Annotated in this window: 29 protein-coding genes and 1 tRNA gene; 8 read left to right on the plus strand and 22 right to left on the minus strand. The window is 59.9% G+C overall.

Annotated elements, in window-relative coordinates:
* Positions 1-69: 69 nt before the first annotated feature.
* From DBAC_RS00650 to DBAC_RS00685, 8 genes are read right to left on the minus strand one after another with little or no spacing between them, the layout of a single operon-like run.
* Positions 70-495, minus strand: coding sequence for an HI0074 family nucleotidyltransferase substrate-binding subunit (locus tag DBAC_RS00650; RefSeq protein WP_012805343.1), 426 nt, complete (start codon positions 493-495; stop codon positions 70-72).
* A complete protein-coding gene (locus DBAC_RS00655) occupies positions 468-806 on the minus strand; it encodes a nucleotidyltransferase family protein (protein ID WP_012805344.1) in 339 nt (112 codons plus the stop codon). The genes DBAC_RS00650 and DBAC_RS00655 overlap by 28 nt, the downstream gene beginning before the upstream one ends.
* Before the next feature lie 10 nt (positions 807-816).
* On the minus strand, positions 817-1,620 hold the full coding sequence (locus tag DBAC_RS00660; RefSeq protein ID WP_012805345.1) for a tetratricopeptide repeat protein: 804 nt from the start codon (positions 1,618-1,620) through the stop codon (positions 817-819).
* Between the two features lie 35 nt (positions 1,621-1,655).
* Positions 1,656-2,792, minus strand: a complete 1,137-nt coding sequence (gene carA / locus DBAC_RS00665) for a glutamine-hydrolyzing carbamoyl-phosphate synthase small subunit (protein WP_012805346.1) — start codon at positions 2,790-2,792, stop codon at positions 1,656-1,658.
* Positions 2,789-3,526 carry a 3-deoxy-manno-octulosonate cytidylyltransferase gene (gene kdsB, locus DBAC_RS00670; protein WP_012805347.1) on the minus strand — a complete coding sequence of 246 codons (738 nt, stop codon included), beginning with the start codon at positions 3,524-3,526 and terminating at the stop codon, positions 2,789-2,791. The genes carA and kdsB overlap by 4 nt, the downstream gene beginning before the upstream one ends.
* Positions 3,519-4,781, minus strand: a complete 1,263-nt coding sequence (locus tag DBAC_RS00675; protein WP_012805348.1) for a 3-deoxy-D-manno-octulosonic acid transferase — start codon at positions 4,779-4,781, stop codon at positions 3,519-3,521. Before DBAC_RS00675 ends, kdsB begins: the two co-directional genes overlap by 8 nt.
* The gene (locus tag DBAC_RS00680) at positions 4,781-5,689 is read right to left on the minus strand and encodes a D-alanine--D-alanine ligase family protein (RefSeq protein WP_012805349.1); all 909 of its coding nucleotides are present in this window, start codon (positions 5,687-5,689) and stop codon (positions 4,781-4,783) included. Before DBAC_RS00680 ends, DBAC_RS00675 begins: the two co-directional genes overlap by 1 nt.
* Positions 5,652-6,281 carry an HD domain-containing protein gene (locus DBAC_RS00685; protein WP_012805350.1) on the minus strand — a complete coding sequence of 210 codons (630 nt, stop codon included), beginning with the start codon at positions 6,279-6,281 and terminating at the stop codon, positions 5,652-5,654. The genes DBAC_RS00680 and DBAC_RS00685 overlap by 38 nt, the downstream gene beginning before the upstream one ends.
* A 105-nt stretch (positions 6,282-6,386) precedes the next feature.
* Here DBAC_RS00685 and DBAC_RS00690 point away from each other — a divergent pair, with 105 nt between their 5' ends.
* From DBAC_RS00690 to DBAC_RS00710, 5 genes are all read left to right on the plus strand, one after another.
* Positions 6,387-6,614 carry a HypC/HybG/HupF family hydrogenase formation chaperone gene (locus DBAC_RS00690; protein WP_012805351.1) on the plus strand — a complete coding sequence of 76 codons (228 nt, stop codon included), beginning with the start codon at positions 6,387-6,389 and terminating at the stop codon, positions 6,612-6,614.
* On the plus strand, positions 6,601-7,683 hold the full coding sequence (gene hypD / locus DBAC_RS00695) for a hydrogenase formation protein HypD (protein ID WP_012805352.1): 1,083 nt from the start codon (positions 6,601-6,603) through the stop codon (positions 7,681-7,683). Before DBAC_RS00690 ends, hypD begins: the two co-directional genes overlap by 14 nt.
* Positions 7,684-7,862: 179 nt before the next feature.
* Positions 7,863-8,864, plus strand: coding sequence for a hydrogenase expression/formation protein HypE (hypE, locus tag DBAC_RS00700; protein ID WP_012805353.1), 1,002 nt, complete (start codon positions 7,863-7,865; stop codon positions 8,862-8,864).
* A 1-nt stretch (position 8,865) separates the two neighbouring features.
* Positions 8,866-9,399 carry a 3'-5' exonuclease gene (locus DBAC_RS00705; protein ID WP_012805354.1) on the plus strand — a complete coding sequence of 178 codons (534 nt, stop codon included), beginning with the start codon at positions 8,866-8,868 and terminating at the stop codon, positions 9,397-9,399.
* A gap of 8 nt (positions 9,400-9,407) precedes the next feature.
* Positions 9,408-9,875: a hypothetical protein gene (locus tag DBAC_RS00710; RefSeq protein ID WP_012805355.1), complete on the plus strand. Its 468-nt coding sequence runs from the start codon at positions 9,408-9,410 to the stop codon at positions 9,873-9,875.
* Between the two features lie 441 nt (positions 9,876-10,316).
* Here the strand turns inward: DBAC_RS00710 and DBAC_RS00715 are convergent, their stop codons facing one another.
* From DBAC_RS00715 to pyrG, 14 genes are all read right to left on the minus strand, one after another.
* The gene (locus tag DBAC_RS00715) at positions 10,317-11,237 is read right to left on the minus strand and encodes a manganese-dependent inorganic pyrophosphatase (RefSeq protein ID WP_012805356.1); all 921 of its coding nucleotides are present in this window, start codon (positions 11,235-11,237) and stop codon (positions 10,317-10,319) included.
* A gap of 90 nt (positions 11,238-11,327) precedes the next feature.
* Entirely contained in the window at positions 11,328-11,723 is a 396-nt protein-coding gene (locus DBAC_RS00720; protein WP_043810193.1) for a hypothetical protein, read from the minus strand.
* Positions 11,724-12,032: 309 nt separating this feature from the next.
* Positions 12,033-12,497: a PTS sugar transporter subunit IIB gene (locus DBAC_RS00725; RefSeq protein ID WP_012805357.1), complete on the minus strand. Its 465-nt coding sequence runs from the start codon at positions 12,495-12,497 to the stop codon at positions 12,033-12,035.
* Between the two features lie 2 nt (positions 12,498-12,499).
* Positions 12,500-12,910, minus strand: coding sequence for a PTS sugar transporter subunit IIA (locus tag DBAC_RS00730; RefSeq protein WP_012805358.1), 411 nt, complete (start codon positions 12,908-12,910; stop codon positions 12,500-12,502).
* A 12-nt stretch (positions 12,911-12,922) separates the two neighbouring features.
* Positions 12,923-13,810 (minus strand): RNase adapter RapZ, encoded by an 888-nt coding sequence (gene rapZ, locus DBAC_RS00735; RefSeq protein ID WP_012805359.1) that lies wholly within the window; start codon positions 13,808-13,810, stop codon positions 12,923-12,925.
* Between the two features lie 27 nt (positions 13,811-13,837).
* Positions 13,838-14,287 carry a PTS sugar transporter subunit IIA gene (locus DBAC_RS00740; protein ID WP_012805360.1) on the minus strand — a complete coding sequence of 150 codons (450 nt, stop codon included), beginning with the start codon at positions 14,285-14,287 and terminating at the stop codon, positions 13,838-13,840.
* A gap of 3 nt (positions 14,288-14,290) precedes the next feature.
* Positions 14,291-14,836, minus strand: a complete 546-nt coding sequence (gene hpf / locus DBAC_RS00745; RefSeq protein WP_012805361.1) for a ribosome hibernation-promoting factor, HPF/YfiA family — start codon at positions 14,834-14,836, stop codon at positions 14,291-14,293.
* Between the two features lie 68 nt (positions 14,837-14,904).
* A complete protein-coding gene (rpoN, locus tag DBAC_RS00750) occupies positions 14,905-16,332 on the minus strand; it encodes an RNA polymerase factor sigma-54 (RefSeq protein ID WP_012805362.1) in 1,428 nt (475 codons plus the stop codon).
* 106 nt (positions 16,333-16,438) lie between these two features.
* Positions 16,439-17,161, minus strand: a complete 723-nt coding sequence (gene lptB, locus DBAC_RS00755; protein ID WP_012805363.1) for an LPS export ABC transporter ATP-binding protein — start codon at positions 17,159-17,161, stop codon at positions 16,439-16,441.
* A complete protein-coding gene (locus DBAC_RS00760; protein WP_012805364.1) occupies positions 17,158-17,685 on the minus strand; it encodes an LptA/OstA family protein in 528 nt (175 codons plus the stop codon). The genes lptB and DBAC_RS00760 overlap by 4 nt, the downstream gene beginning before the upstream one ends.
* Before the next feature lie 14 nt (positions 17,686-17,699).
* Positions 17,700-18,236, minus strand: coding sequence for an LPS export ABC transporter periplasmic protein LptC (gene lptC, locus DBAC_RS00765; RefSeq protein ID WP_012805365.1), 537 nt, complete (start codon positions 18,234-18,236; stop codon positions 17,700-17,702).
* Entirely contained in the window at positions 18,233-18,757 is a 525-nt protein-coding gene (locus DBAC_RS00770) for a KdsC family phosphatase (protein WP_012805366.1), read from the minus strand. The genes lptC and DBAC_RS00770 overlap by 4 nt, the downstream gene beginning before the upstream one ends.
* Positions 18,747-19,553: a 3-deoxy-8-phosphooctulonate synthase gene (gene kdsA, locus DBAC_RS00775; protein WP_012805367.1), complete on the minus strand. Its 807-nt coding sequence runs from the start codon at positions 19,551-19,553 to the stop codon at positions 18,747-18,749. The genes DBAC_RS00770 and kdsA overlap by 11 nt, the downstream gene beginning before the upstream one ends.
* A gap of 6 nt (positions 19,554-19,559) precedes the next feature.
* Complete coding sequence (gene pyrG, locus DBAC_RS00780) at positions 19,560-21,200, minus strand: CTP synthase (protein WP_012805368.1); 1,641 nt, start codon at positions 21,198-21,200, stop codon at positions 19,560-19,562.
* 319 nt (positions 21,201-21,519) lie between these two features.
* Between pyrG and DBAC_RS00785 the strand changes: the two genes are divergently transcribed.
* The 3 genes from DBAC_RS00785 to DBAC_RS00795 all read left to right on the plus strand — a co-directional run bounded on the left by DBAC_RS00785 (position 21,520) and on the right by DBAC_RS00795 (position 23,001).
* Positions 21,520-22,329 (plus strand): phosphoribosylformylglycinamidine synthase subunit PurQ, encoded by an 810-nt coding sequence (locus tag DBAC_RS00785; protein WP_012805369.1) that lies wholly within the window; start codon positions 21,520-21,522, stop codon positions 22,327-22,329.
* A 13-nt stretch (positions 22,330-22,342) separates the two neighbouring features.
* The gene (gene tadA / locus DBAC_RS18215; RefSeq protein WP_012805370.1) at positions 22,343-22,915 is read left to right on the plus strand and encodes a tRNA adenosine(34) deaminase TadA; all 573 of its coding nucleotides are present in this window, start codon (positions 22,343-22,345) and stop codon (positions 22,913-22,915) included.
* Positions 22,906-23,001, plus strand: a tRNA-Ser gene (locus tag DBAC_RS00795). The genes tadA and DBAC_RS00795 overlap by 10 nt, the downstream gene beginning before the upstream one ends.
* Positions 23,002-23,020 lie beyond the last annotated feature (19 nt).

The raw sequence follows: 23,020 nt of genomic DNA on the forward strand, positions 1-23,020 counted from the left end.
GTGACGGCACAAAAGAAAGGTTTAGATTTGCTAAAGAATCGGCGGTGGACTGTGACGAAGTGGAGGATTTTACTCTTTTCCGAAATATTTATCACGCATGATTGCAGCGAAATGTTTTGCGAGCTTTTCGTATTCAGGAAGTCTGCTCCAGATGGATTCTGCCATCTCCTGGCGGTAGATATGACTGAGTTGATTTCTGTCATTGATTGCCTGGATGAAAAGTTCGTACATCGGATAATCACAGTAACCAGCTTCCACGAATTCTTTTGCGACAGATTTTGGAGTTACGGCATCAACGCCATCCACCTCGTAAAGAAACGCCTGGATTGTTTTCCACAGTAGTTCTATTGTAAATTCAAACTTTTGTATTTGTCCTGATTTGATATTGTCTGCAACGAGTTCTTGAAATGATGTTGGTTCGAGGGTCAGTGCATCGCTGAAATTTGAGAGCGCATCACCCAGGTTGTTCAATTTGCGCGCGAGCTTTGTTTCCATACGACAACCTCTTGCGTGGCAGTGTTCTTGAATTCTGGAGGTGCGGTGTCCATGTTCACGAGATCCACCCGGTGGGGAATGATGCTGTCTTCCAGTTCAGTCAGAAGGCGGTCACGAGTTTTGAGAAAGGTTTTCTCATCCAGCCCGCTGAAACCAATGTCGATGTCGGAACTGCGCCGCTCGGTCCCACGTGCCCGCGAGCCAAACAAGAAAATGGTGCAATCGAGGTCCTTGGTGACCTTGAGTGCCAGCATTCGCATTTGGTTCAGGTAGTTATCCTGATGTGAATGGGATGGATGCGTGGCCTTCATTGCTTCCCCCTCATCCCCCCATCTGCTTGGTCGCGTACATCTTCATTTTTCGCGCTTCGGCGAATTCGGCGTTGACGGCCAGGGCGCGGTCGGCGGCGGCGATGGCGTTTTTCCAGCGCTTCATGTCCAGATAGACCCGCCCCAGGTTGAAGTAGATGACCTCGTCGTGGGACTGGCGTTCCAGGGCCTGAATGTAGAATTTTTCGGCTTCTTCGAGCCTGCCGGATTTGCGCAGGGCCATGCCCAGCTTGTTGAAGATGTGGGCCGAGTCCGGGTTGTCCGCGTAGGCCGATTTCAGGTATTCCAGCGCTTCGTCGTATTTCCCGAATTCCAGGAAGATGTCGGCCACGGCGATTTTCAGTTCCGTGTCGGTTTTGGCCGCGTCGATGAGTCGACCGCAGACCTGCTGGGCCTTGGAGGTTTCGTCGCTCTCAAGCAGCTTTTTGGCCAGTTCCAACTGCTTGCGCCGGTATTCCGCCAGCGCTGCCAGGTGCGAGTTGGCCTCGTCGGCAAGATTTTCCTGCAGAAAGGTCAAGAGGCCATAGAGGCTGGCAAGAAGTTCCCGTTCTTCGCCGGGCTTGTAGCTGATCTGGAGAGGGTAGATTTTCTTGAGTTCGCGGTCGTTGGCGAGGTGGTAGGCAGCCTTGTCCAGGGATTCGGTGAAGGACTGCATCTCATGCTTCATGAGCTCGGCCTTGAGGATGAATCCGACCGCTTCATGCAGATTGGCCACGGCGGCAAGGAGCTTTCCCTGTTTGAGCAGCATATTGACTTCTCCAAGCTGTTTTTTGGCCTTGAGAATCTCTGCTGACATGGGCGCTCCTTGCGCGACGTGCGCTATTTAGGTGTTTATTGGACCTGGCCGGTTTCGACCATGCGTCTGAAACGCGCAAAAAAGTACTGGCTGTCGTGTGGTCCTGGTCCGGCCTCGGGATGGTGCTGCACTCCGAAAATGGGCCTCGTCTTGTGCCGGAAACCTTCCAAAGTCTGATCGTTCAGATTGAGGTGGGTCTGCTCCAGGAAGTCCAAGTTGGAAATCTCTACGCAAAAACCGTGGTTTTGTGAAGAAATTTCAATCTTTCGGGTAATATCGTCGCGTACGGGATGATTGATGCCGTGATGTCCGAATTTGAGCTTGAAACTGGTACCGCCCAGAGCAATTCCGAGAAGCTGATGCCCGAGGCAGATGCCGCCCACAGGATAGAGTTCACACAGCTCTTTAATGATGCCGATCTCTGTTTTCAGGGTGGCCGGGTCGCCGGGGCCGTTGGACAGGAAGACGCCGCTGGGCGCCAATTTTTTGACCAGCTCCACCGGAAAGGTCGGGGGCACGGCCAGGATGGTCAGGTTCTGGGCCGCGAGCAAGCGCAGGATGTTCCACTTGATGCCGTAGTCATACACGACAACGCGCAGGCTGCCCTCGGATTTCTCGGGCCATAGGGGCAGATCGCCATCCATTTTCGCGGGCACCGGGCCTGTCCCGTTCCAGTAATAGGGCTCCTTGGGAGCCACGAACTCGACCAGGTTGGCGCCTTCCATGGAGGGCAGGGCTTTTGCCTTGGCGACAAGCTCTTCCGGAGTCAGGTCGGCCGTGGAGATGATCCCGCGCATGGCGCCCTGAATGCGCAGGTGGCGGGTCAGCGCGCGGGTGTCTATCCCTTCCAGGCCCATGATGCCGTGGCGCTTCAGGTAGTCCGGAAGGCTCTCCTTGGATCGCCAGTTCGAGGGCTTCTTGCAGCATTCCTTGACGATCATGGCCGGGCAGTGGATGCGAGAGGATTCCACGTCCTCCAGGTTGACGCCGTAGTTGCCGATGAGCGGGTAGGTCATGCAGACCATCTGTCCGTAATAGGACGGATCGGTCAGGATTTCCTGATATCCGGACATGCCGGTGTTGAAGATGACTTCGCCGCCGGCTTCGCCGGGGCCGGTGAAGGACTGACCCGCAAAGCAGGTGCCGTCCTCAAGGGCCAGAATAGCTTTCATATATGATGTTCTCCTCGCATGAGTGCTGTGACTGTGGGCAGATCTTCTGGGCGGTCCACGCCGTGGCTCTTGTGCCGCGTGAGGGCCACATGGATGGGGATGCCGGCTTCGAGCAGCCGCAGCTGTTCCAGTTTTTCCAGTTTCTCCAAGGGACTCTCGCCCAAAGCGCTGAATTTTTCAAGGACGTGCATGCGCAGTCCATAAAGGCCGATATGTCCTATATATTCCGGTGAGTTGTCGCGTCCGAAGGGGACCTTGGCGCGGGAGAAATAGAGCGCCCGGCCATCTGCCGCGCGTACGATCTTGACCCGGTCCGCTGACTCGGCCTCTTTGGCGCTGATGATGTGCCCCAAAGTGGTGACGTGTACGTGCGGATCATCGAAGGGCTGGATCAGTTCGGTCAGCATTTCGGGGTTCAAGGCCGGCTCGTCGCCCTGGACATTGACGATGACGCTGTCCGGGGCCGCGCCCAGGAGCCGGGCGGCCTCAAGCACCCGGTCCGTGCCGCTGGCGTGACCTGGGCTGGTCATGAGCGCGGTGAGCCCGAAGTCCCGGGCGGCGCTGAAGATGCGCTCGTCGTCCGTGGCCAGGGCCACGGCGCCCACCTGCGGGCACAGGCCTGCGCGCCGCATGACGTGCCAGAACATGGGCTTGCCGTGGATGAGGGCCAAGGGCTTACCCGGAAAACGGGAGCTTTCGTATCTGGCCGGGATGATGGCGATGACCTCAGGCATGGGGACTCCGGTGAAGGTAAGGGCGGATGAGTGCAATGGATGCGGCCGTGGCTCCCTGCCGTGCGTGCACGTACGTCAGGGCCGCTGCGCGCACCTCGCTGCGTGGCGGCGCAGGGGAGAGCAGGAAGCGGGCGAGTTCCGGGATGGAAGCGGATTTGAAAACCAGGCTGCCGAATATTTCCCCGCCCACCCAGTCGAAATTTCGGGTGTGCGGGCCCACGCAGGGCAGCGCGCCCTGTGCCAGGGGTTCAAGAAAGTTCTGTCCCCCCAGCCGCGCCAGGCTGCCGCCCACAAAGGCCCGACTCGCCAGGGCGTAGGCCGGGTTCATTTCGCCGAATGCATCCCAGAGCACGACGCTCCCCGGCTGCGCCTGGCCGTGCAGTGAGCTGCGCAGCGCGAAAGGTATCCCGCTGCGGGCAAGCAGCCCTTCCCAGGCGGGGATGCGGTGCATGTGCCGGGGAAAAAGGCCGATGACGCAATGCGAATTGCCCTCGCGCAGTTGCCGGATCAGTTCCAGCACCAGCGGTTCTTCCTGCTCGCGCACGGAGCCGAGCACCACAAAAGGGTGATCCCGGAGGACGAGCCCGGCCAGAGGGTTTTCATCGAGGGGCAGAAGCGGGGTGTTCATGGCGCGGTCGAACTTGATGTTGCCGGTGACCGTCGTCCTTTGGGCTCCGAAGATCAGCCCGAAGCGCAGCGCGTCGGCCGGGGCCATGGCCCCGATGCGTTGCGGCGCCCAGAGGCGCAGCAGCGGCCCAAGGAACAGGTAGCCGGCCAGGGATTTGGCCGTCATGCGCGCGTTGACGACAATCACCGGCACGCCCCTGGCCGCGCAGGCCATGAGCAGGCCCGGCCAGATCTCGGTTTCAAGGAGCACCACCGCCTTTGGGCTGGCCGTATCCAGCATCCGGCCCATGAGCAGCGGCAGGTCAAAAGGCAGCATGCGGGACTGCAGGTTCGGCGAATCTATCCTACTCAGTACATCAAGCCCTTGGCTGGTACAGGTCGTGACCAGGACCGGCACGTTCGGCAGGTGTTCAAGAAGGCCTGCCACCAGGGCGCATTCCCCGGCGGAGGCTCCCTGGATCCAGATTTCGCAAGGAGCGGGTTTACCCAGCCCCAGCCGCTCTTTCCAGCCTTGACGCATTCTGGCCGAGAAAAAGGCGAGCGGCCCGGCCAGGCACCAGAGCAGGGTGTAGGCCAATCCAAAGAGCTGGCCAAAGAACTGGCCAAACGCCGGGGCACGACGCGGCATCACGGTCTTTTGCGTAGCCCGAGCTCGATGAGCCGGGTCAGGAGTTGCTCGAAAGACAGGCCCACGGCCTGGGCCTCCTGCGGCAGGAGGCTGGTGGCGGTCATGCCGGGCAGGGTGTTGACTTCCAGCAGGTACGGCATGCCGTCCGCCGTGACCATGAAATCCGCGCGGCTGTAATCGGACAGACCAAGCGCGTCGTGGGCGGCGCGGGCCATGACCTGCAATCGTTCGGTCAACTCTGCCGGAATCGGGGCCGGGCAGATCTCTTCCGTGGCTCCGGCCACGTACTTGCTTTCGTAGTCAAAGAATTCTCCGCTCTTGGGGCGGATCAGGATGGGCGGCAGGACGCAGCCTTCGAGCACCCCGCAGGTCAGCTCCTGGCCGCGGATCAGCGCCTCGGCCAAAAGATCCTGCCCGGCGATTTCAGGCTGGGCCAGATAGGCTTCGAGTTCGTCCTCGGACGCGACGATGCCGACGCCAAGGCTGGAGCCGCCGGTATTCGGCTTGACCACCAGAGGAAATGGCAAGAGGGGTCGCCACTCGGCGACATGGCTCGCGGGCACGAATTCCCAGGCCGGAGTGGGCAGGCCGGCGGCCTCGAAAATCTGCTTGGAAACGGCCTTGTTCAGGGCCAGGAGCGAAGCGCGGGAGTCCGAACCCTGGTACGGCATACCGATGCGTTCCAGCAGGCACTGGACGAGGCCGTCTTCGCCGGGTGAGCCGTGCAGGTTGATGAAAGCGAATTCATGGCCCGCTGCCGCCTCGTACAGGCCGCGCAGGTCGCGGGCGGGATCGAAGTGGGTGACCTGGTGGCCCAGGGTGAGCAGGCCTTTTTCGATCTGTCTGGCGCCGCTTAAAGCGACTTCGCGTTCACCGGACCAGCCCCCGGCGATCAAAAGGATATTCATGTATATTTTCTCCCAAAAAAGTACTTAAGAGCTGTTCGAGCTCGCGGCCCTGATTGAAGGCGCGGGTTATCCATTCCCGGCTGCGCTCGGTGTGTCCGTAACGGTCGAAGAGGTCCGCGAAGCGTTCCTCCATGCCGACGATGGTGTCGTGTTTGACCCGTTTGTCCGCGTAAATGATGGTTAGGGGCAGGAAATGCCTGTCCAGGTCCAGGGCGCCCGGCCAATAGACATGATGCACGACCCCTTGGGCGATGCGCGGGTTTCGGATCAGGTCCATGACCCATGCCGCGCCGATCTGGCTGTGATTTCCTCCGTGTTCAATGGAGTAGGTCTTGCCCAGATCGTGCAGGAGTCCCGCTGCGCGGACCGATTGCACGAAGTCGTCTTGACTGAGTCCGCCCGGATTGCCAAGCCCCTTCCGTGCCGCGAGCGCGGCCAGGGTCGTGGCCACCCCCGCCACCAGTTCGCTGTGGGTTTTTATATGCTCCAGCATCCCGTACGCATCCCACCATTCCCGGCATTCGAGGTCGCTCGGGATGCGGCCCCACGATTCTGAGGGGATGAGGGTCAAGGGGACATCGTGGTGGTACATGTGTTGACCTTTAAGGACGTGCTGACGCGGGAAGAGTTCATTGACACAAGACATCCAGGGATTTAGCAACAGCGTTGACAAAAAGCAAAGCGGGAGATGCGCTCTATGTGCCTAGCGATTCCAATGGAAGTGCTCAAGATCGAGGGACAAAATGCCGAGGTGCAGGTTGGCGGGACACGGCATGTTGTTCGGCTGGATGTGATTTCCGAATTCCCGGAAGTGGGCGACTACGTCATCGTCCATGCCGGCTTCGCCCTGACCCGCCTGGACCGGGAGGAAGCCATCGCCACCCTGAAACTTTTCGAGGAAGGGCTGAACATTGAACTTGTTTGACAATTTCAAGGATCCCCAGCTGTGCAAGACCCTGCTGGCCCGCATCCACGCCGAACTGGACGGGGAACTCAGGTTCATGGAAGTGTGCGGAACGCATACGGTTTCCATTTTCCGCAGCGGAGTGCGCTCCCTGCTCTCCGACAAGGTCGTGCATCTCTCCGGCCCCGGTTGCCCGGTCTGCGTGACCCATGACAGCGAAGTCGCGGCCTTCCTCGAACTGGCCGGCAAGAACGCCATCATCACCACCTTCGGCGATCTGATGCGCGTGCCTGGTCCGGAAAAGAAAACTTTGAAGAGCGCCCAGGCCGAAGGCGCCCGCGTCAAGGTTGTCTACTCCCCCTTTGACGCCCTGAAGATCGCCCAGGACAACCCGCATGACAAGGTCGTTTTCCTGGGCGTTGGCTTCGAGACCACGGCTCCGGCCATCGCCGCCACGGTCAAGGTGGCCCGCGAGCAGGGCATCGGCAATTTTTCCGTTCTCTGCTTTCACAAGCTCGTTCCTCCGGCCCTGGACGCCCTGGTCGGCGACCCCGAGCTTCAGGTGCAGGCATTCTTGCTGCCCGGTCACGTCTCCGCCATAATCGGCGTGGAGCCGTACCGTTTCCTGGCTTCCAAACATGGCTTGCCGGCCGTGGTGGCGGGGTTCGAGCCCGTGGACATCCTGCAGGCCCTGTACATGTTCGTGACCATGCGTAACGAGGGCAAGGTCGAGGTCGTCAACGCCTATACCCGCGTCGTGTCCGACGAGGGCAACCCCAAGGCCGTGTCGATCATGAACGAGGTTTTTTCGTCCTGCGACGCCCTGTGGAGGGGCATCGGCCTTATTCCCGGCAGCGGGCTCACCATTCGCGACGAGTACGCTGATTATGACGCCATGCGCGTTTTCGACATGAAGCTGCACGATGTCCCGGAAATCAAGGGGTGCCGCTGCGGCGACGTGCTCAAGGGCAAGATGTCGCCGGAAAAATGCCCGCTTTTCGGCAAGGCCTGCACCCCTGCCTCCCCGGTGGGGCCGTGCATGGTCTCCACCGAAGGGTCGTGTGCGGCCTACTACAAATACAGGATTTAGCAGAGGCCGCCGCAAATTGATTCTGGACTGCGTTGCTCCCCGTTTTTGGAGGGCTCATGTAGTCGGCTACACATCGCCCTCCAAAAACGGCTCGCGCCTTGCCAGAATCAATTTTCGACGGTCTCCGGGATTTTTCATTTTAGACCAGTTTGCAATGGTGTCACGCAAGGGGGAAGCGAGTGGAAAGAGTTCTTCTTGATTACGGCAGTGGCGGCAAGGCTTCGCATCGGCTCATCGGCGAGCTTTTTCTCAAATATCTGGGCAACGAGGTTCTCGACCGTCTCGACGACGCGGCCCTCCTGCATGTCAGCAGCCCCATTTCCATGAGCACCGACACCTTCACCGTGGACCCCATCTTTTTTCCCGGCGGCGATATCGGATCCCTGGCCGTGCACGGAACGGTCAATGACGTGGCCATGCTTGGCGCGCGTCCGAAATACATGACCTGCGGATTCATCATCGAAGAAGGCCTGCCCATGGCCGATCTGGAGCGTATTGTTCAGTCCATGGGAGAGGCCGCCCGCGAAGCCGGCGTGCTGGTGGTCTCGGGCGATACCAAGGTCGTGCCCAAGGGCACTGTGGACAAGATTTTCATCAACACCACCGGCATCGGCGAAATTTTTGTGGCCGAGGCCCCAAGCGGGCATCGCGCCGCCCCCGGGGACGCGATCCTGATCAGCGGCTTCATGGGCGACCATGGCCTCGCCATCCTGTCCAAGCGCGAAGGCCTGACCTTCGAGGCCCCCGTGCTTTCGGACTGCGCGTCCCTCAATCATCTTATCGTGCGTTTGCTTGAGGCCATCCCTTCCGTGCATGTGCTGCGCGATCCCACTCGGGGCGGCCTGGCCACGACCTTGAACGAAATCGCCGGACAGTCGGGTGTGGAATGCCGGATTTTTGAATCCAAAATCCCGGTTCGTCCCGAAGTCAGCGGCGGCTGTTCCTTTCTGGGCCTCGATCCCCTGTATCTGGCCAACGAGGGCAAGTTCATCTGCATCCTGCCCCAGGAGCACGCCGAGGCGGCCCTGGCCATCATGCGCTCGGACCCGCTTGGCGCGGACGCGGCGCAGATCGGCGACGTGCGCGCAGAGCACCCCGGCAAGGTCGTGCTGGAAACGCCTCTGGGCGGCACCCGGCTCATGGACATGCTCGAAGGCGAACAGTTGCCGCGCATCTGCTGACATGACGTGCTCCCGTGCCTATGTGGCCATCGATTTTGAAACGGCTGATTCGTGCCGCGACAGCGCCTGCGCCGTGGGCCTGACCAAGGTCCAGGGCGGCGAGATCGTGGACCGGCTATATGGCCTGATCCGTCCGCCGCGCTCGCGCTTTTCGCCATTCTGCGTGAACGTGCACGGCATCCATTGGTCCGACGTCAAGGACGCTCCGGCTTTCCGGGAGTTCTGGATCGAGAATGCGGGCTTTCTGGAAGGAGCTGATTTTCTGGCCGCGCACAACGCCAGCTTCGACCGCTCGGTACTTGGCGCGTGCTGCACCATGGCCGGGCTGCCCGCGCCATCCCTGCCTTTTGTCTGCACCGTGGAACTGGCCCGCAACCAGTGGAATCTGCGGCCCACCAAATTGCCGGACGTATGCCGTCACCTGGGCCTTGACCTCAATCATCACCACGCCGGGTCGGATGCCGAGGCCTGCGCCCGCATCGTCATGGCCGCCGTAGATGAAAACCCCCGCTGTCTGACTCCTTTCGGAATATAGGAGCATATATGTCTTTGTCTTTGGCCCAACTGCGGGCCCATATCTTTCTTGTCATTCTGGATAGATTCTCCGGCAGTGCCGAGCGCCGCCAGGAGGCGCTGGCCGAGTATTTTCTGGTGACCATGCCCAATGTCCCGGAGGACGCGGCCAAACGGCTCGCTGAACTCATCCCGGACCTCATGCCTGACCTGTATTCCAAATGGATCGGCGAATTCGCCGACAGGCTCTTTGAAACAGTGCCGGACGAACAATTGCAGCACCTGTGCGATGGCACTGTGGAAAACAACGCCGCCCTGGGGCTGGTTTTCCTGATGTTCATGGAATCCGAGCGCATGGAAAAGCAGACCGAGGACGATTTGCGGGAATACGCACGCAAGCATTCCGGTGCGGAGGACATGGGCGACCTGGTGGCGGAATATTTGCGCGGCAAGGTCGCGGCCCTGCGGGCGGACGTGGGCGGCGCGAAAGTGCAGTAGCGGGCGGAGCGGAAGAGGCTGTTGAGGGGCGCGGGGGGCGGGGCGCGGCGGTTGGCCCGGACAGGGACCGCCGAAACTCCTTCGCGGGCCTCGTAGAGTTGAATCATCGCCCCTGTCGGACATGGACCGGCGCTTCAAGCGGCAGGCGATGATTCAACAAACGATGCCAGGCTCAGTCAGACAGTCGACGGCCCCTGTCCGGGCCAACCGCCACATCCCGCAGTGACTTGACCTGTCTTCGCAATAGAGGACACGTTCATTTCCCTAAACGGCTATCTTGATGGATAGCCGTTCATATTTCTCAGGCGGTTGATACCCAATCGACGAATGCCTTACGGCCGCGCTTCCCCGCGCAGCAATGCGGAAGAAACACAAGTTCAAAATGAAAAAGCCCGCCCAGGCAAACCTGGACGGGCTTTTTGTAATTCAAAGAGCCAAGGCTTAGGCGAAAGCCTTTTCGAACTTGGGCACAACGTCCTTTTTGCGGGACATGACCTTGGGCAGCCATGCCTTTCCGTCCACGGGCTTGACGCCGAAGGCCTTCTCGACCACGGCGGCGTCGTCGGAGGCGATCAGGATCTCGGAGCCTTCCTTCATGATGTCGGTCAGCAGCAGGAACACGGAGTGGTTGCCCTTCTCGGCCTTCAGGGCCTTGATGTCGGCAGCCAGGTCGCCCTTGACGGCGTCGAGGATGGACAGGTCGACGACTTCCAGCTGGCCGATGCCGACCTTGGTGCCGTTCATGTTGAAGTCCTTGTAGTCGCGCAGAACCAGCTCGCGGGCCGGGGTGCCTTCAACGGCGGACTTGACCTTGAACATTTCCATGCCCAGGGCGGCCAGGTCGGAGATACCGGCGATCTTGCCCAGTTCGGCAGCGGCTTCCTTGTCGGCCGGGGTGCAGGTCGGGGACTTGAAGATGACGGTGTCGCTCAGGATGGCGCAGAGCATGATGCCGGCGATGTTCTTGGGAACTTCAACGCCGTGGAACTTGTACATGGCGGTCAGAACGGTGGCGGTGCAGCCAACGGGCCAGATCCAGCATTCCAGGGGGCTGGAGGTGGTCAGGTCGCCCAGCTTGTGGTGGTCGACGATGCCGAGCACTTCAGCCTGCTTGATGTCGTCGGGCAGCTGAGCCAGGTCGGAGGTGTCGACCAGGAAAACTTTCTCACCGGCAAATTCGGTCTTCACGGCGGGAGCGGCGACGCCGAACTTCTCGAGGATGAACTTGGTCTCGGGGGCCAGTTCGCCCTGGGCGGTGGGGGTGCAGGCTACGCCGAGCTTGCTCTTCAGGTCGGCCAGCGCGATGGCGCTGCAAACGGTATCGGAATCGGGATTCTTGTGACCAAAAACATAAACGGACATGGTATTCCTCCTACAAGGGTTTATTGGCAAACAAAGACATTGTGCTAAATATCACAATTATTCGCGGCTGCCAAGAGAGAACATTGGAGGTCAGAGACTGGAGAGGACGCCGAGAAGCAGGCTGACCGCGGCCAAAGCGTAGGCCTTGCGTACACGCAGAGCGAGAATGGCCCCGGCGCAGGCTGCGATCCAGAGCATGGTCCACGTCGGCTGCGGACCTCCGGCAACCCAAGGCCGGACGGTTTTCAGGCCGATGAGGAGAGGCAGCAGGCAGAGCCAAAAGAGGGAGAAATTGAGCAGGAAAAATTCTACCAAAGCTTTTGCGGTGAGCCGGTGCGGCGCGAAGATGGCTGTGTTGCCCTGGCGGTTCCAGGTCAAAAGCTGGTTATAGCCGGCGTTTTGCCGTTTGCGGTAGAGTTGTTCGACCCACGCGCCAAGGTAGGCCAGAGGCAGGGTCGCGATGACGACCAGCACGGTGGTGCGCATGTCGGCATCCGGTAGGCAGGCCAGAATGGTCAGCGTGGCGGCCAGGGAAAAGAGCGCCTGGGGCGGGATGTAGGTTCCGGCCGGGAACAGATCAAGCCAGAGCAGTTCGAAGAAAATGCCCGCGCTTAAAGCCGGCTGGAGGTTGAAGGACAGTCCCGCCCAGAGCAGGGCGGCGAAAAGCGGACGATGGATGAAGCCGAGGTCGATGGCGACCCGGGTCAGGGACAGGAGGGCAAAAAAAAACTTCCTCCGGCCAGCAGGATGAGGTCGTGAGTGCTTACCATGCCGATTTGGGTTGAGACGTTTTCATCATAAAGTAATCTTGGCCGTTGCCGACGGCACGCAGCGGAAGTCGATTTCCACACCGTGATCGGCGAAATACTTCAGGCAGGAACGGTCTTCCGCTCCCAGGGCAATGTGTTCGCAAATCTGCTCTTTGCCCGGTCCGTAATGCAGATTGCCGATGTTGACCAGGGAAAAGGACAGCCCGGTCATGTGCGCGGATTTGGCATCGGCGCAGTCGGAAAAAAGAATTAGCACATGATGGTCCGGGTTTTTCGTGCGAATGCTTTTCAACATCGAAGCAGCTTCGGACACCGGACAGCATTGAAAGGAGATGCCGCTCGGAACGGCCAGACTCATGATTTCCTGCCGCAATTCATCGGCGGCGAGGTCGTCGTTGGCCACCAGCAGGGTTTTGGCCCTGATGTGCGGTAGCCAGGCCTCAATGATCTGGCCGTGGACGAGTCGGTTGTCGATACGGAACCAGAGCACTCTTACGCCTCGGTGATTTTGCGGGTCAATACTTCGCCGGCGACAACGATGCCCTGAATGGCCGCGTTTTTGGCGTCCGTGGCCAATTGGGACAGGTCCTGGGTGCGCATTCCCAGAATCCTGAGCAGCATGGGCAGGTTGGCGCCGGTCAGGACGTCGACTTTGCCCGGTTGCAGGAGAGACAGGCTGATATTGGATGGAGTGCCCCCGAACATGTCGGTCAGGATGATCACGCCGTCGCCTGTTTCCATCTGTTTGACGGTTTGCTTGAGATCCGAGAGCAACGCGCTCATTTCCACGGTTCCTTCCACAGCTATATGGGCGCACTGCTCCTGCGGTCCCAAAATTGTCTGGGCCGCTTCAAGCAGATATTTTCCAAACTGGCCATGGGTTACCACGATCACTCCAACCATTACTCCTCCAGATTATCCAAGACTGAAATGCCGATGTTCGACAGATACATTGAAGCCCTGACCGCGCAGATGTGCCAGCACTGCCTCGGTCACGGCCACGGAACGATGTCGGCCACCCGTACAGCCGAAGGCCATGGTCAAACGGTAGCGCCCTTCCGTCGCGTAGAGCGGCAGGGCAAAATCCAGAAATTCAAGAAGTCTGCGCAGATACTCGCGGCCAGGGTTGCTGCCCAGCACGTAGCGGGCGATGGCCTCATCCTTTCCGGACATGGGTCGCAGCGCTTCGTCGAAATAGGGGTTCGGCAGAAAGCGCAGGTCCGTGACGTCGTCCGCCTCGGTCGGGGCGCCGTACTTGAAGCCGAACGAAATCAGGTGCACCCGCATGCCTTGGCTGCGGGAGGAGAGGCTCTCCCATTTGTCCTGAATGACTCGACGCAGATCGTGCACCGAATAATGCGACGTGTCGATGACCAGATCCGCCTGGGTGCGGATGGGCTCGAGTATTTCCCGCTCCCTCTCCAGTGCCCCTTCCAGACCGAGGTTGCCCGAGGTCAGGGGATGCGGGCGGCGGGTGGTAGCGTATCTGCGCAGCAGGATCTGGTTGGAAGAATCCGTGAAGATGACTGTCGGCCGCACGGAAAACTTCTGGATATCAAGCAGCACTTCCTTCCACTGTCCCACGAAATCGGGTTGGCGCAGGTCCATGCCCATGGCCAGCCCTGGGTATTCCTTGGCCGAGGAATTGAAGAACAGCTCGATGAGGGCCGGGGCCATGCGCGCCGGAAGCCCGTCGACACAGAAAAAGCCCATGTCCTCGAAGACCTTGAGCGCCGTGCTTTTGCCTGAACCGGACATGCCGGAGACAATGACCACGTTTTTCTGTTCAGATTCCAGCTGCATGGAGTTCTCCGGACATGTTCGGTCGGCCTAGACGGTCTGCAGCAGTTGCCACAGCCCTTCCTGGCCGGGAGAGTTGGTAAAGGCCTGACGGAACGAGCTGTCTTTTAGCAGGCGGGAGACCGTGGCCAGAAGCTTCAAATGCAGGCCGACCACGCTTGAAGGGGCCAGCACCGTGAAAAAGATGCTGGCCGGTTTGTGGTCCAGACTGGCAAAATCCACTCCTTCGTGGCTGCGGCCGACAATGACCAGAACCTGATCGATACTGTCCAGCTTGCCATGGGGTATGGCGATCCCATCCCCGATGCCCGTGGTTCCGAGCAGTTCCCGATCCATGAGGACCTGGGTCACGCGCTTGGGGTCAAGATCGGGGTATTTGGCCGACAGCCGCGAAACGAGTTCGGCCAGGACCTCGGGTTTGGTCCTGGCCGAGAGGTCGGAGATGATCAAATCCTTGTCCAGGTATTCAGCAAGCTTCATTCCCTATACCCCGGGGTCGATCAAACCGAAATCTCCGGTTTTGCGACGATAGATGACATTGATCCTTTCACTTTCCGCGTTGAGGAAAACAAGGAATTCATTGTCCGTGCTTTCGAGCTGCAGGGCGGCTTCTTCAACGATCATGGGCTTGGGCGAGAAGTCGTCTTCGGTCTTTTGGATAACGGGCTTGCGCTTGGCGTCCGCGTCGTCGTCAAAACCGCCGGCGTCCATGAGAGGGCTGTCGCTGCCGCTTTTGCGACGGCTCTTGTCCTTGTCGCGGGTCTTACGCATCTGGGCTTCAAGCTTGTCCCAGACCATGTCGACGGTGGAGTACATGTCCTCGCTGTCTTCGCGGGCGGAGATATGCACATTCTTGCCCGTCAGCACTATATCGGCAATATGCCGGAATTTCTCCACTTCGAGGTTGACCTGCAGGTCGGCGTCGGGCGTGCCGGACATGTATTTGGCGAGCTTGCCGAAGCGGTCCTTGGCGTATTTGCGCAAATGGTCGGAAGGATCGAAGTTTTTGAAATTGAAGGTAATCCTCATGGAAGCCTCCTCGATTGTTGAGGGTCAGCCCGTGGTCCGTCCAAGAGGAGCGGCCCGAGGGCGGGGTGTCAAAAAACTTGTTTTCGCTTGGATGAAGAATCTATCCCCAGCACCGCGCGATACTTGGCCACGGTGCGCCGGGCGATGTTCACATCCAGTGTTTCCTTCAGCACCGCCGCGATCTTTTCATCGCTGAAGGGGTGCTTGGGGTCCTCCTCGCTGACCATTTTCTTGATGATGGCCTTGACCGACTCGGAGCCGACCTGGGTGCCGTCATCCATTTCCAGCGCGGAGTTGAAGAAAAATTTCAGTTCCATGATGCCATGCGGGGTGGCCACGTACTTGTTCGTGGTGATCCGGCTGACCGTGGATTCGTGCATTTCAATGTCGTCGGCCACATCTTTTAAAATCAGCGGTTTCAGCTTGGTCACCCCGTGCTCGAAAAAGCCCCGCTGGAATCTGACAATGCTTTCAACCACTTTATATAATGTTCTTTGCCTTTGGTGCAAGCTCTTCATGAGCCACATGGCGGATCGCATCTTGTCGTGCAGGTATTCCCGGTCCGGGCCTTTGACCGCAAGGTGCATGTCGTCCATGTAATAGGGGCTCAGCTGCAGCTTGGGTAGGCCGTCGTCGTTCATGACGATGACGAAATCCCCCTCGTATTCGTATACGAAAACATCCGGGCTGACATAGATGGTGCTCTCGCTCCCGTAGCTGGCTCCGGGCATGGGGTCCAGGGACTGAATGATGTCCAGATAGGCTTTCAGGTCTTCCATCTGGATTTTGAACTTGCGCAGGAGCGGTTTGTAGCGGCGCTTTTCGATGTCTTCGAGATGGTCGGCCACCAGGGAAACGAGAATCGGATCGTCCTGGCCGAGCATCTCCAGCTGAATGAGCAGGCATTCCTTGGGCGAGCGCGCGGCCACGCCCACGGGGTCGAAGCGCTGCAGGCGATGCAGCATGGACTCGACCAAGGCCAGGGGAGAGAGCGTTTCGGAGGCGATATCCTCGGCCGAGCTCATCAGATAGCCTTGGGAATCGAGGTTGCCGATGATGGCTTCGCCGATCATCTCCTCTTCTTCGGTGATGTTGGACAGGCAGAGCTGCCACAAGAGATGCCCATCCAGGGATGGCTTGCCCGAGAGCCTGGCCTCGTAGGACATCATCTCTTCCAGGGCTTCGGTCTCCTTGAACTGTACCTGCTTGGCGGTGCTTGAAAAATCGCCGAGGTAGTTTTCCCAGTCCGCGTTGCGCATCAGTTCCGCGTCTTCGTGCGAAACTTCGGGACGTGATTCCATCGGAGCCTGGATATCGTGCTCTTCGGAAATTTCCTTGACCCCTTCTTCAAGCATGGGGTTCTCCAAGAGCTCTTGCTGAACGGCTTCAAGGAGCTCGAATCGGGAGAGCTGGAGCAGCTTGATAGCCTGCTGCAGCTGTGGGGTCATGACCAGCTGCTGCGTCAGCTTGAGGTTTTGTCGGAGTTCAAGGCCCATAATGGATTTAATCTCACCGTGTCAGAGGATTGCAGACAAGAAAACTACCTAGTACCGAATCTGCCATAAAGGTTAGGCCCTGGCAATCCTTGGAAAATCGTGTCCGCTAGAGGCTGAATCCCTCGCCGAGATACACCTTGCGCGCGCCCGGGTCGGCGACGATCTCTTCGGGGCTGCCGTTCAAGATGATCTGACCGTCGTAGACCAGGTACGCCCGGTCGCAGATCTGAAGCGTCTCACGGACATTATGGTCGGAGATAAGCACGCCGATGCCTTTGCCGCGAAGGTCCTGGATGATGGTCTGGATGTCGTCCACGGCCAGGGGGTCGATGCCGGCGAAGGGTTCGTCCAGAAGAATGAATTTGGGATTCTGGATCAGGGCGCGGGCAATTTCCAGCCTGCGGCGTTCTCCACCGGACAGAAAGGCCGCCAGTTGACCCTCGAGTCGGGTGATGCCCAGCTCGTCCAGAAGCCTGTCCGCCGTGCGCTGCTGCTCGTCCTTGGAAAAACCGGAGTATTCCAGGATCAGTTGCAGGTTCTGGCGCACGGTGAGTTTTCGAAAGATCGAGCTCTCCTGCGGCAGATAGCTCATGCCTGCGCGGGCCCTTTTGTGCAAAGGCCAGCGGGTGATGTCCATGCCGTCCAGAAGAACCTGGCCCCGCGTCGGCGGCACGATGCCCGCCAGCATGTAAAAGGTCGTCGTTTTGCCGGCCCCGTTGGGTCCCAGGACGCCAACCACCTCGCCCTGGCGCACATCAAGATCGATGTCGCGTACGACATCCCTGAGCCCGTAGCGCTTGGCCAGCTTCTGGCCGGTCAGCGTGGTCACTGCCCGGCCCCCGGCTTGCTTGCGGGGGTGTTGAAAATGGCTTCGACCCGCCCTTTGCCGCCCAGAACTTCGCTGCGGCTTTCCTTGATGAAGAGCTTTATGACCTCGCCCTGGATCTTGTTGGCGCCTTCCATGAGCATGGGATTGTCTTCCATGGTCAAGAGGTCCTTGTCGGCTTCGTAGGTCGCCTTGCCGCAGGTGCCGGTGCGGCCCTGGTCGGCCTTGATGCGCACGTTGCCCTTGGCGATGATCTTTTTGATGGACCCCTGCTCGTCAGCCACGCTCTGGGTGGCATTGCCGGAGCCTTCCTTTTTTTCCAGGAGCACGGTCAGCGTGTCGGACCACAGCTGGATGTCCTGGCGGATGACGTACACGGAGCCGGTGAAGACCACCTGATCCCCTTTCTGGGTGTAGGTCATGGTGTCGGAAGTGATCTTGACCGGGACGTCTTTGGCTGGGGCGGTTTGTGCGGCCCAGAGTGGAGTCGCGCAGGCAAGGAAGAGAAAAAGTATGAGTGAGCGCATTGGTAACCCGCTTGTCAGTTCATGATAACCTGGACGTTGCCTTGGGCCAGGAAGTCCCCTGTGTCCAGAAAATATGTCAGAGTGTCTGAGCGACCCCGCATGGATTCGCCAGTCAGTTCAACCGTGCCGCCGAGGAGAAGAGTGCTGTTTTGGCCGGTGTAGTCAAGGGTTTCGGAGCGCATCACGTATTGGCCCTGGGTGCCGTGAACCCCGCCCCACATCCTGGCCCGGTCTTCTTTCTGCCAGACCTGGCCCTCGGGAGCCCGGACTTCAATGGGTGCTCCGCCTTCCTCGCCCCAGTATACTATGATCGGGTCGGTGAGTGTCAATTCGTCACCGTTTTCGGCATAGTCGGCGCCCGTGGCGTTCAGGTTCCACAGTTTTTTGCCGTCCTTGCCCTGGCTTAGGTTCACGCCCTTGAGGCTGAGGTCCACGTCCAGATTCTCGATGGAGAGGTTCTCCAGCCGTTCGGGCCAGAGCAGCCGTTTTCCCAGCATGGCGATTCCGGCCAGGACGGCAAGGGCCAAAAGGCCGATCACCACGCGTTTCATTCCCGGACCCAGCCCTGCCACATGTCTTCGAGTTTGCCCTGGGCGCGCAGCACGAAATCGATGGCTTCGCGCACTGCGCCCTGGCCGCCCATGGCCCTGGTGGTCCAGACGGCGAGTTTGAGTATTTCGGGCCGGGCATTGGGCACGGCGATGGGCAGTCCGACCAGGGACATGGGTGCGGCGTCGACCCAGTCGTCCCCGACATAGGCCATGTTCGAGAGGGGGATGCCGGTCTGTTCGGAAATTCCGCGCAGGACCGGGGCCTTGCGGTGATGGCCGGGATGGTAGTGGGTGATGCCAAGCTCCGTTACCCGGCGGCGTACGGCCGGAGAGTCCAGGCCGGTGATGACCGCGAATTCCAGCCCCGCCTGGGGGGCCATCTTGATGGCCAGTCCGTCCTGGACGTTGAAGCGCTTCAGCACGCAGCCCGATTCGTCATAATAGAGGCCGCCGTCGGTCAGCACCCCGTCCACGTCCAGAACCATGAGACGCACGTCCCGGGCGAGGCGCTCAGCATTCATTGGGGATGCTCCAGATGGCAGCCAGTTCGGAGAGCAGCGTGCGGGCCTTGGCCAGAGGCCAGGAATTGGGACCGTCGCACAGGGCCTTGTCCGGGTCCGGGTGGATCTCCATGAACAGACCCTGGCAGCCGCAGGCCACGGCGGCCCGGGCCAGGGGCGGCACGAATTCGCGCTGGCCGCCGGAGGACATGCCCCGCCCGCCGGGCAGCTGCACCGAATGGGTGGCGTCGAAGACCACGGGGCAGCCGAACTGCTTCATGATGATCAGGGAACGGAAATCCACGACCAGATTGTTGTAGCCGAACATGGAGCCGCGCTCGGTCAGCCAGATGCGGTCGAAGCCTTCGGAGCGGATCTTTTCCACCGGCCCCTGCATGTCCCAGGGCGCCATGAACTGGCCTTTCTTGATGTTCACGATGCGCTCGGTGCGGGCGGCGGCCAGCAAGAGGTCGGTCTGGCGGCAGAGGAAGGCCGGGATCTGCAGCACGTCGGCCACTTCGGCCACCAGGGAGGCCTGGCGCGGCTCATGGATGTCCGTGATCACGGGCAGCCCGGTGCGGCTCTTGATCTGGGCCAGCCAATCAAGGCCCATGTCCAGCCCTGGGCCTCGAAAGCTCGCTCCGGCCGTGCGGTTGGCCTTGTCGTAGGAACTCTTGAAGATGAGCGGCAGGTTCAGGTCGCGGGCGATGGCCTGCAGCTCCACGGCCACGGTCATGGCCAGGTCCAGGCTTTCGAGTACGCAGGGACCGGCGATGAGGAACGGGCGTCCGGCGACCAGGGTGGAACAATCAATCATGGTATTCTACTCGGGTTTCTTGTTGGCCACGGCCGCGCGAATGAATTCACGGAACAGCGGATGCGGCTGCATGGGGGTGGAGGTGAACTCCGGATGGAACTGGCAGCCCAGGAACCACGGATGATCCTTGATCTCCACGATCTCGACCAGGCTCTTGTCCGGGGACAGGCCGCTGATGGTCAGGCCGGCATCCTCGAAGCGGCTTTGGTAGGAGCTGTTGAATTCGTAGCGGTGGCGGTGGCGCTCGGAGACCTCGACGGCATTGTAGGCTTCGAAGGCGCGGGTGTCTTTTTCGATCACGCAGGGGTAGGCGCCAAGACGCATGGTCCCGCCCTTCTCACTGGTCATGTCGCGGCGCTGCACGCATTTCTTGCGGAAATCGAACCATTCCTTCATCAGATAGATGACCGGGTCCGGCGTGGTCAGGTCGAATTCCTCGGAGTTGGCCTTGGTCAGGCCCATGACGTTTCTGGCGTATTCGATGACCGCGCACTGCATGCCGAGGCAGATGCCGAAGAAGGGGATCTTGTTTTCGCGGGCGTAGGTGATGGCCGCGATCTTGCCTTCCACGCCGCGAATGCCGAAGCCGCCGGGAACGAGGATGCCGTCGGCGGAAGCGAGCATGGCGGCCACATTCTCGGACGTGATCTCTTCGGAATTGACATACAGAAAACGAATGGCCGCGCTGTTGGCCACGCCGCCGTGGGTCAGGGCCTCATGCAGGCTCTTGTAGGCTTCCTTCAAGTCCACGTACTTGCCGACGATGGCGATGCTGACTTCGGTTTTGGGATTGTGCAGGTTGTAGACGAGATCCTTCCATTCCTGCAGATCCGGATTTTTGGCCGCCAGACGCAGCAGGATGGCGATCTTCTGGTCCACGCCCTCATGATAAAGCGTCAGGGGCAGTTCATAGATGTGGTTGACGTCGATGGCGGTGAAGACCGCGTCCCGGTCCACATTGCAGAACAGTGAAATTTTACGCTTGATGTCGTCGCCAAGGTCCACTTCGGAGCGGCAGAGGATGATGTCCGGCTGGATGCCCAGGCTGCGCAGTTCCTTGACGGAATGCTGGGTGGGCTTGGTTTTGAGTTCGCCCGCGGTCTTGATGTAGGGCACCAGCGTCAGATGGATGTAGAGGACGTTGTCCTTGCCGAGGTCCGCGCGCAGTTGGCGGATGGCCTCCAGGAAGGGCAGGCCCTCGATGTCGCCCACGGTGCCGCCGATCTCGACCAGGGTCACGTCCAGGTCGTCGCTGGCCAGGCTGAGGATGGACGATTTGATCTCGTCGGTGATGTGCGGGATGACCTGCACCGTGCCGCCGAGGTAGTCGCCGCGGCGCTCCTTGGTGATGACGGTGTTGTAGATGCGCCCGGACGTGTAGTTGTTGCGCTGGCTCAAGTGGGTGCCCAGGTAGCGCTCGTAGTGCCCAAGATCCAGATCCGTCTCGGCGCCGTCGTCGGTGACGTAGACTTCGCCGTGCTGGAAGGGGTTCATGGTGCCCGGGTCGACGTTGATGTACGGGTCAAGCTTCTGGATGGAAACCCGAAGCCCCCGCGCCTTTAACAGAGCCGCGATGGATGCGGCGGCCAGTCCTTTACCCAGAGAGGACAATACCCCGCCGGTCACAAAAATGAATTTGGTGTTCATCGCTGCCTCGCTCACCTGAATAGTTCTTCGGTCTGAGTCCGCGCATTGCGGGTCAGACATGGTCCACAAAACAAATGGGCCACCTGTCGGCAGCCCGAAATTTGACATCCGTATGTCCGCCGGCACAATTGGCAGCGGACTTCCGGCTTGTCAAGCGGCCCCTGGTGTCCTGCAAACACCTTGGGTTCAATAGCAGAAAGAACGCGGAGTGCAAACAGTCCGAAAGGCCGATTTTCAGGCTTGCGCCGGTTTTGCTTGGACTGTAATGGGCTTGGGTACTTAATCAAACAGCACGGCTACGGCCGTTTTTGGAGGGGTGATGGCTCAGGTCAAAACATTGGTAATTACCGGCTACGGTACTAATTGCGAGCGGGAATGCGCCTTTGCGGCGGATCAGGCTGGTTCGGACCAGACCACTATCGCCTATTTTTCCGACCTGACGGCGGACAAGGTTGCGCTGGCCGACTACAATTTTCTGATCCTGCCCGGCGGTTTTCTCGATGGCGACGATCTTGGCTCGGCCCAGGCGGCGGCCCTGCGCTGGCGGCACATGAAGACCGCGAGCGGCAAGTCGCTGATGGAAGAACTCAAAAGCTTTCTCGACGCCGGGGGCCTCATTCTGGGTATCTGCAACGGCTTTCAACTGCTGGTCAAACTCGGCCTGCTGCCCGCTCTGGACGGGGCCTATTTCACCCGCCAAGTTTCGCTCAGCCACAATGATTCGGCCAAGTACGAGGACCGCTGGGTGACACTCAAAATCAATGCGGATTCCCCCTGCGTGTTCACCAAGGGCCTCGACTATCTCTATGTTCCCGTGCGTCACGGCGAGGGCAAGCTCGTGCCCGGCGACGAGTCGACCTTGCCGCGCCTGCAGGCGCAGAACCTCATCGCCCTGCAGTACGTGGACCCAGAGACGAAGGAAGTGACCCAGGAGTACCCGGCCAACCCCAACGGCTCGCCTCTGGGCATCGCCGGGCTGACCGATCCTTCCGGTCGGATTCTGGGACTGATGCCGCATCCCGAGGCCTACAACCACCCGACCAACCATCCGCGCTGGACCAGGGGCGAGACGTCCACTCTGGGCACGGATCTGCTCAAGGGCGGGATCGAGTATCTGAAGGCCAAATAGGCGGTCATAAAACGTGTCCAAAGAGGATGCAAAGATCATTGACAGCGCCCCCGTGACTTTCTACTGTGCGCCTTCCCCGACGCCGGGCCTGGATGACCTGCTGATCTGGGAGCCCTTCATGTGCGAAGCCCTGCAGCTTGCAGGTCTGGCAGAAGGGCGGGGAGACGTCCCGGTGGGCGCGGTGGTGGTCGACGGGAATGGCCGTATCCTGGGCCGGGGCGAAAACAGGACCATATTTGAAAACGACCCCACGGCCCACGCCGAAATTCTGGCCCTGCGTCAGGCTGGCGCGAAAGTCGGAAATCACCGCCTGACCGATGCGGTCCTGGTGGTCACCCTGGAGCCCTGCATCATGTGCCTGGGCGCGGTCATTCAGGCCAGATTGGCCGGGGTAGTCTACGCGGCCAAAGACCCCAAGGCCGGATGCCTGGTCAGCCGCATGAGCGGCACCGAGCTGCCCTGGAGCAACCATCATTTCTGGTCTTTGGGCGGGGTGCTTGAGCAGGAATGCAGCGCGAAACTGAGCGGCTTTTTCCAGAAACGCCGCCAGGAAAAGAAAATTTCAAAAAACCTCGCGGAGAGGTAGCGAAGTCCGGCCGTAACGCGCTCGACTCGAAATCGAGTTACCGGCTAATCCCCGGTACGTGGGTTCGAATCCCACCCTCTCCGCCATTTAAATAATTCAAGGGCC

The organism is Desulfomicrobium baculatum DSM 4028 (assembly GCF_000023225.1).
Classification (GTDB): domain Bacteria; phylum Desulfobacterota; class Desulfovibrionia; order Desulfovibrionales; family Desulfomicrobiaceae; genus Desulfomicrobium; species Desulfomicrobium baculatum.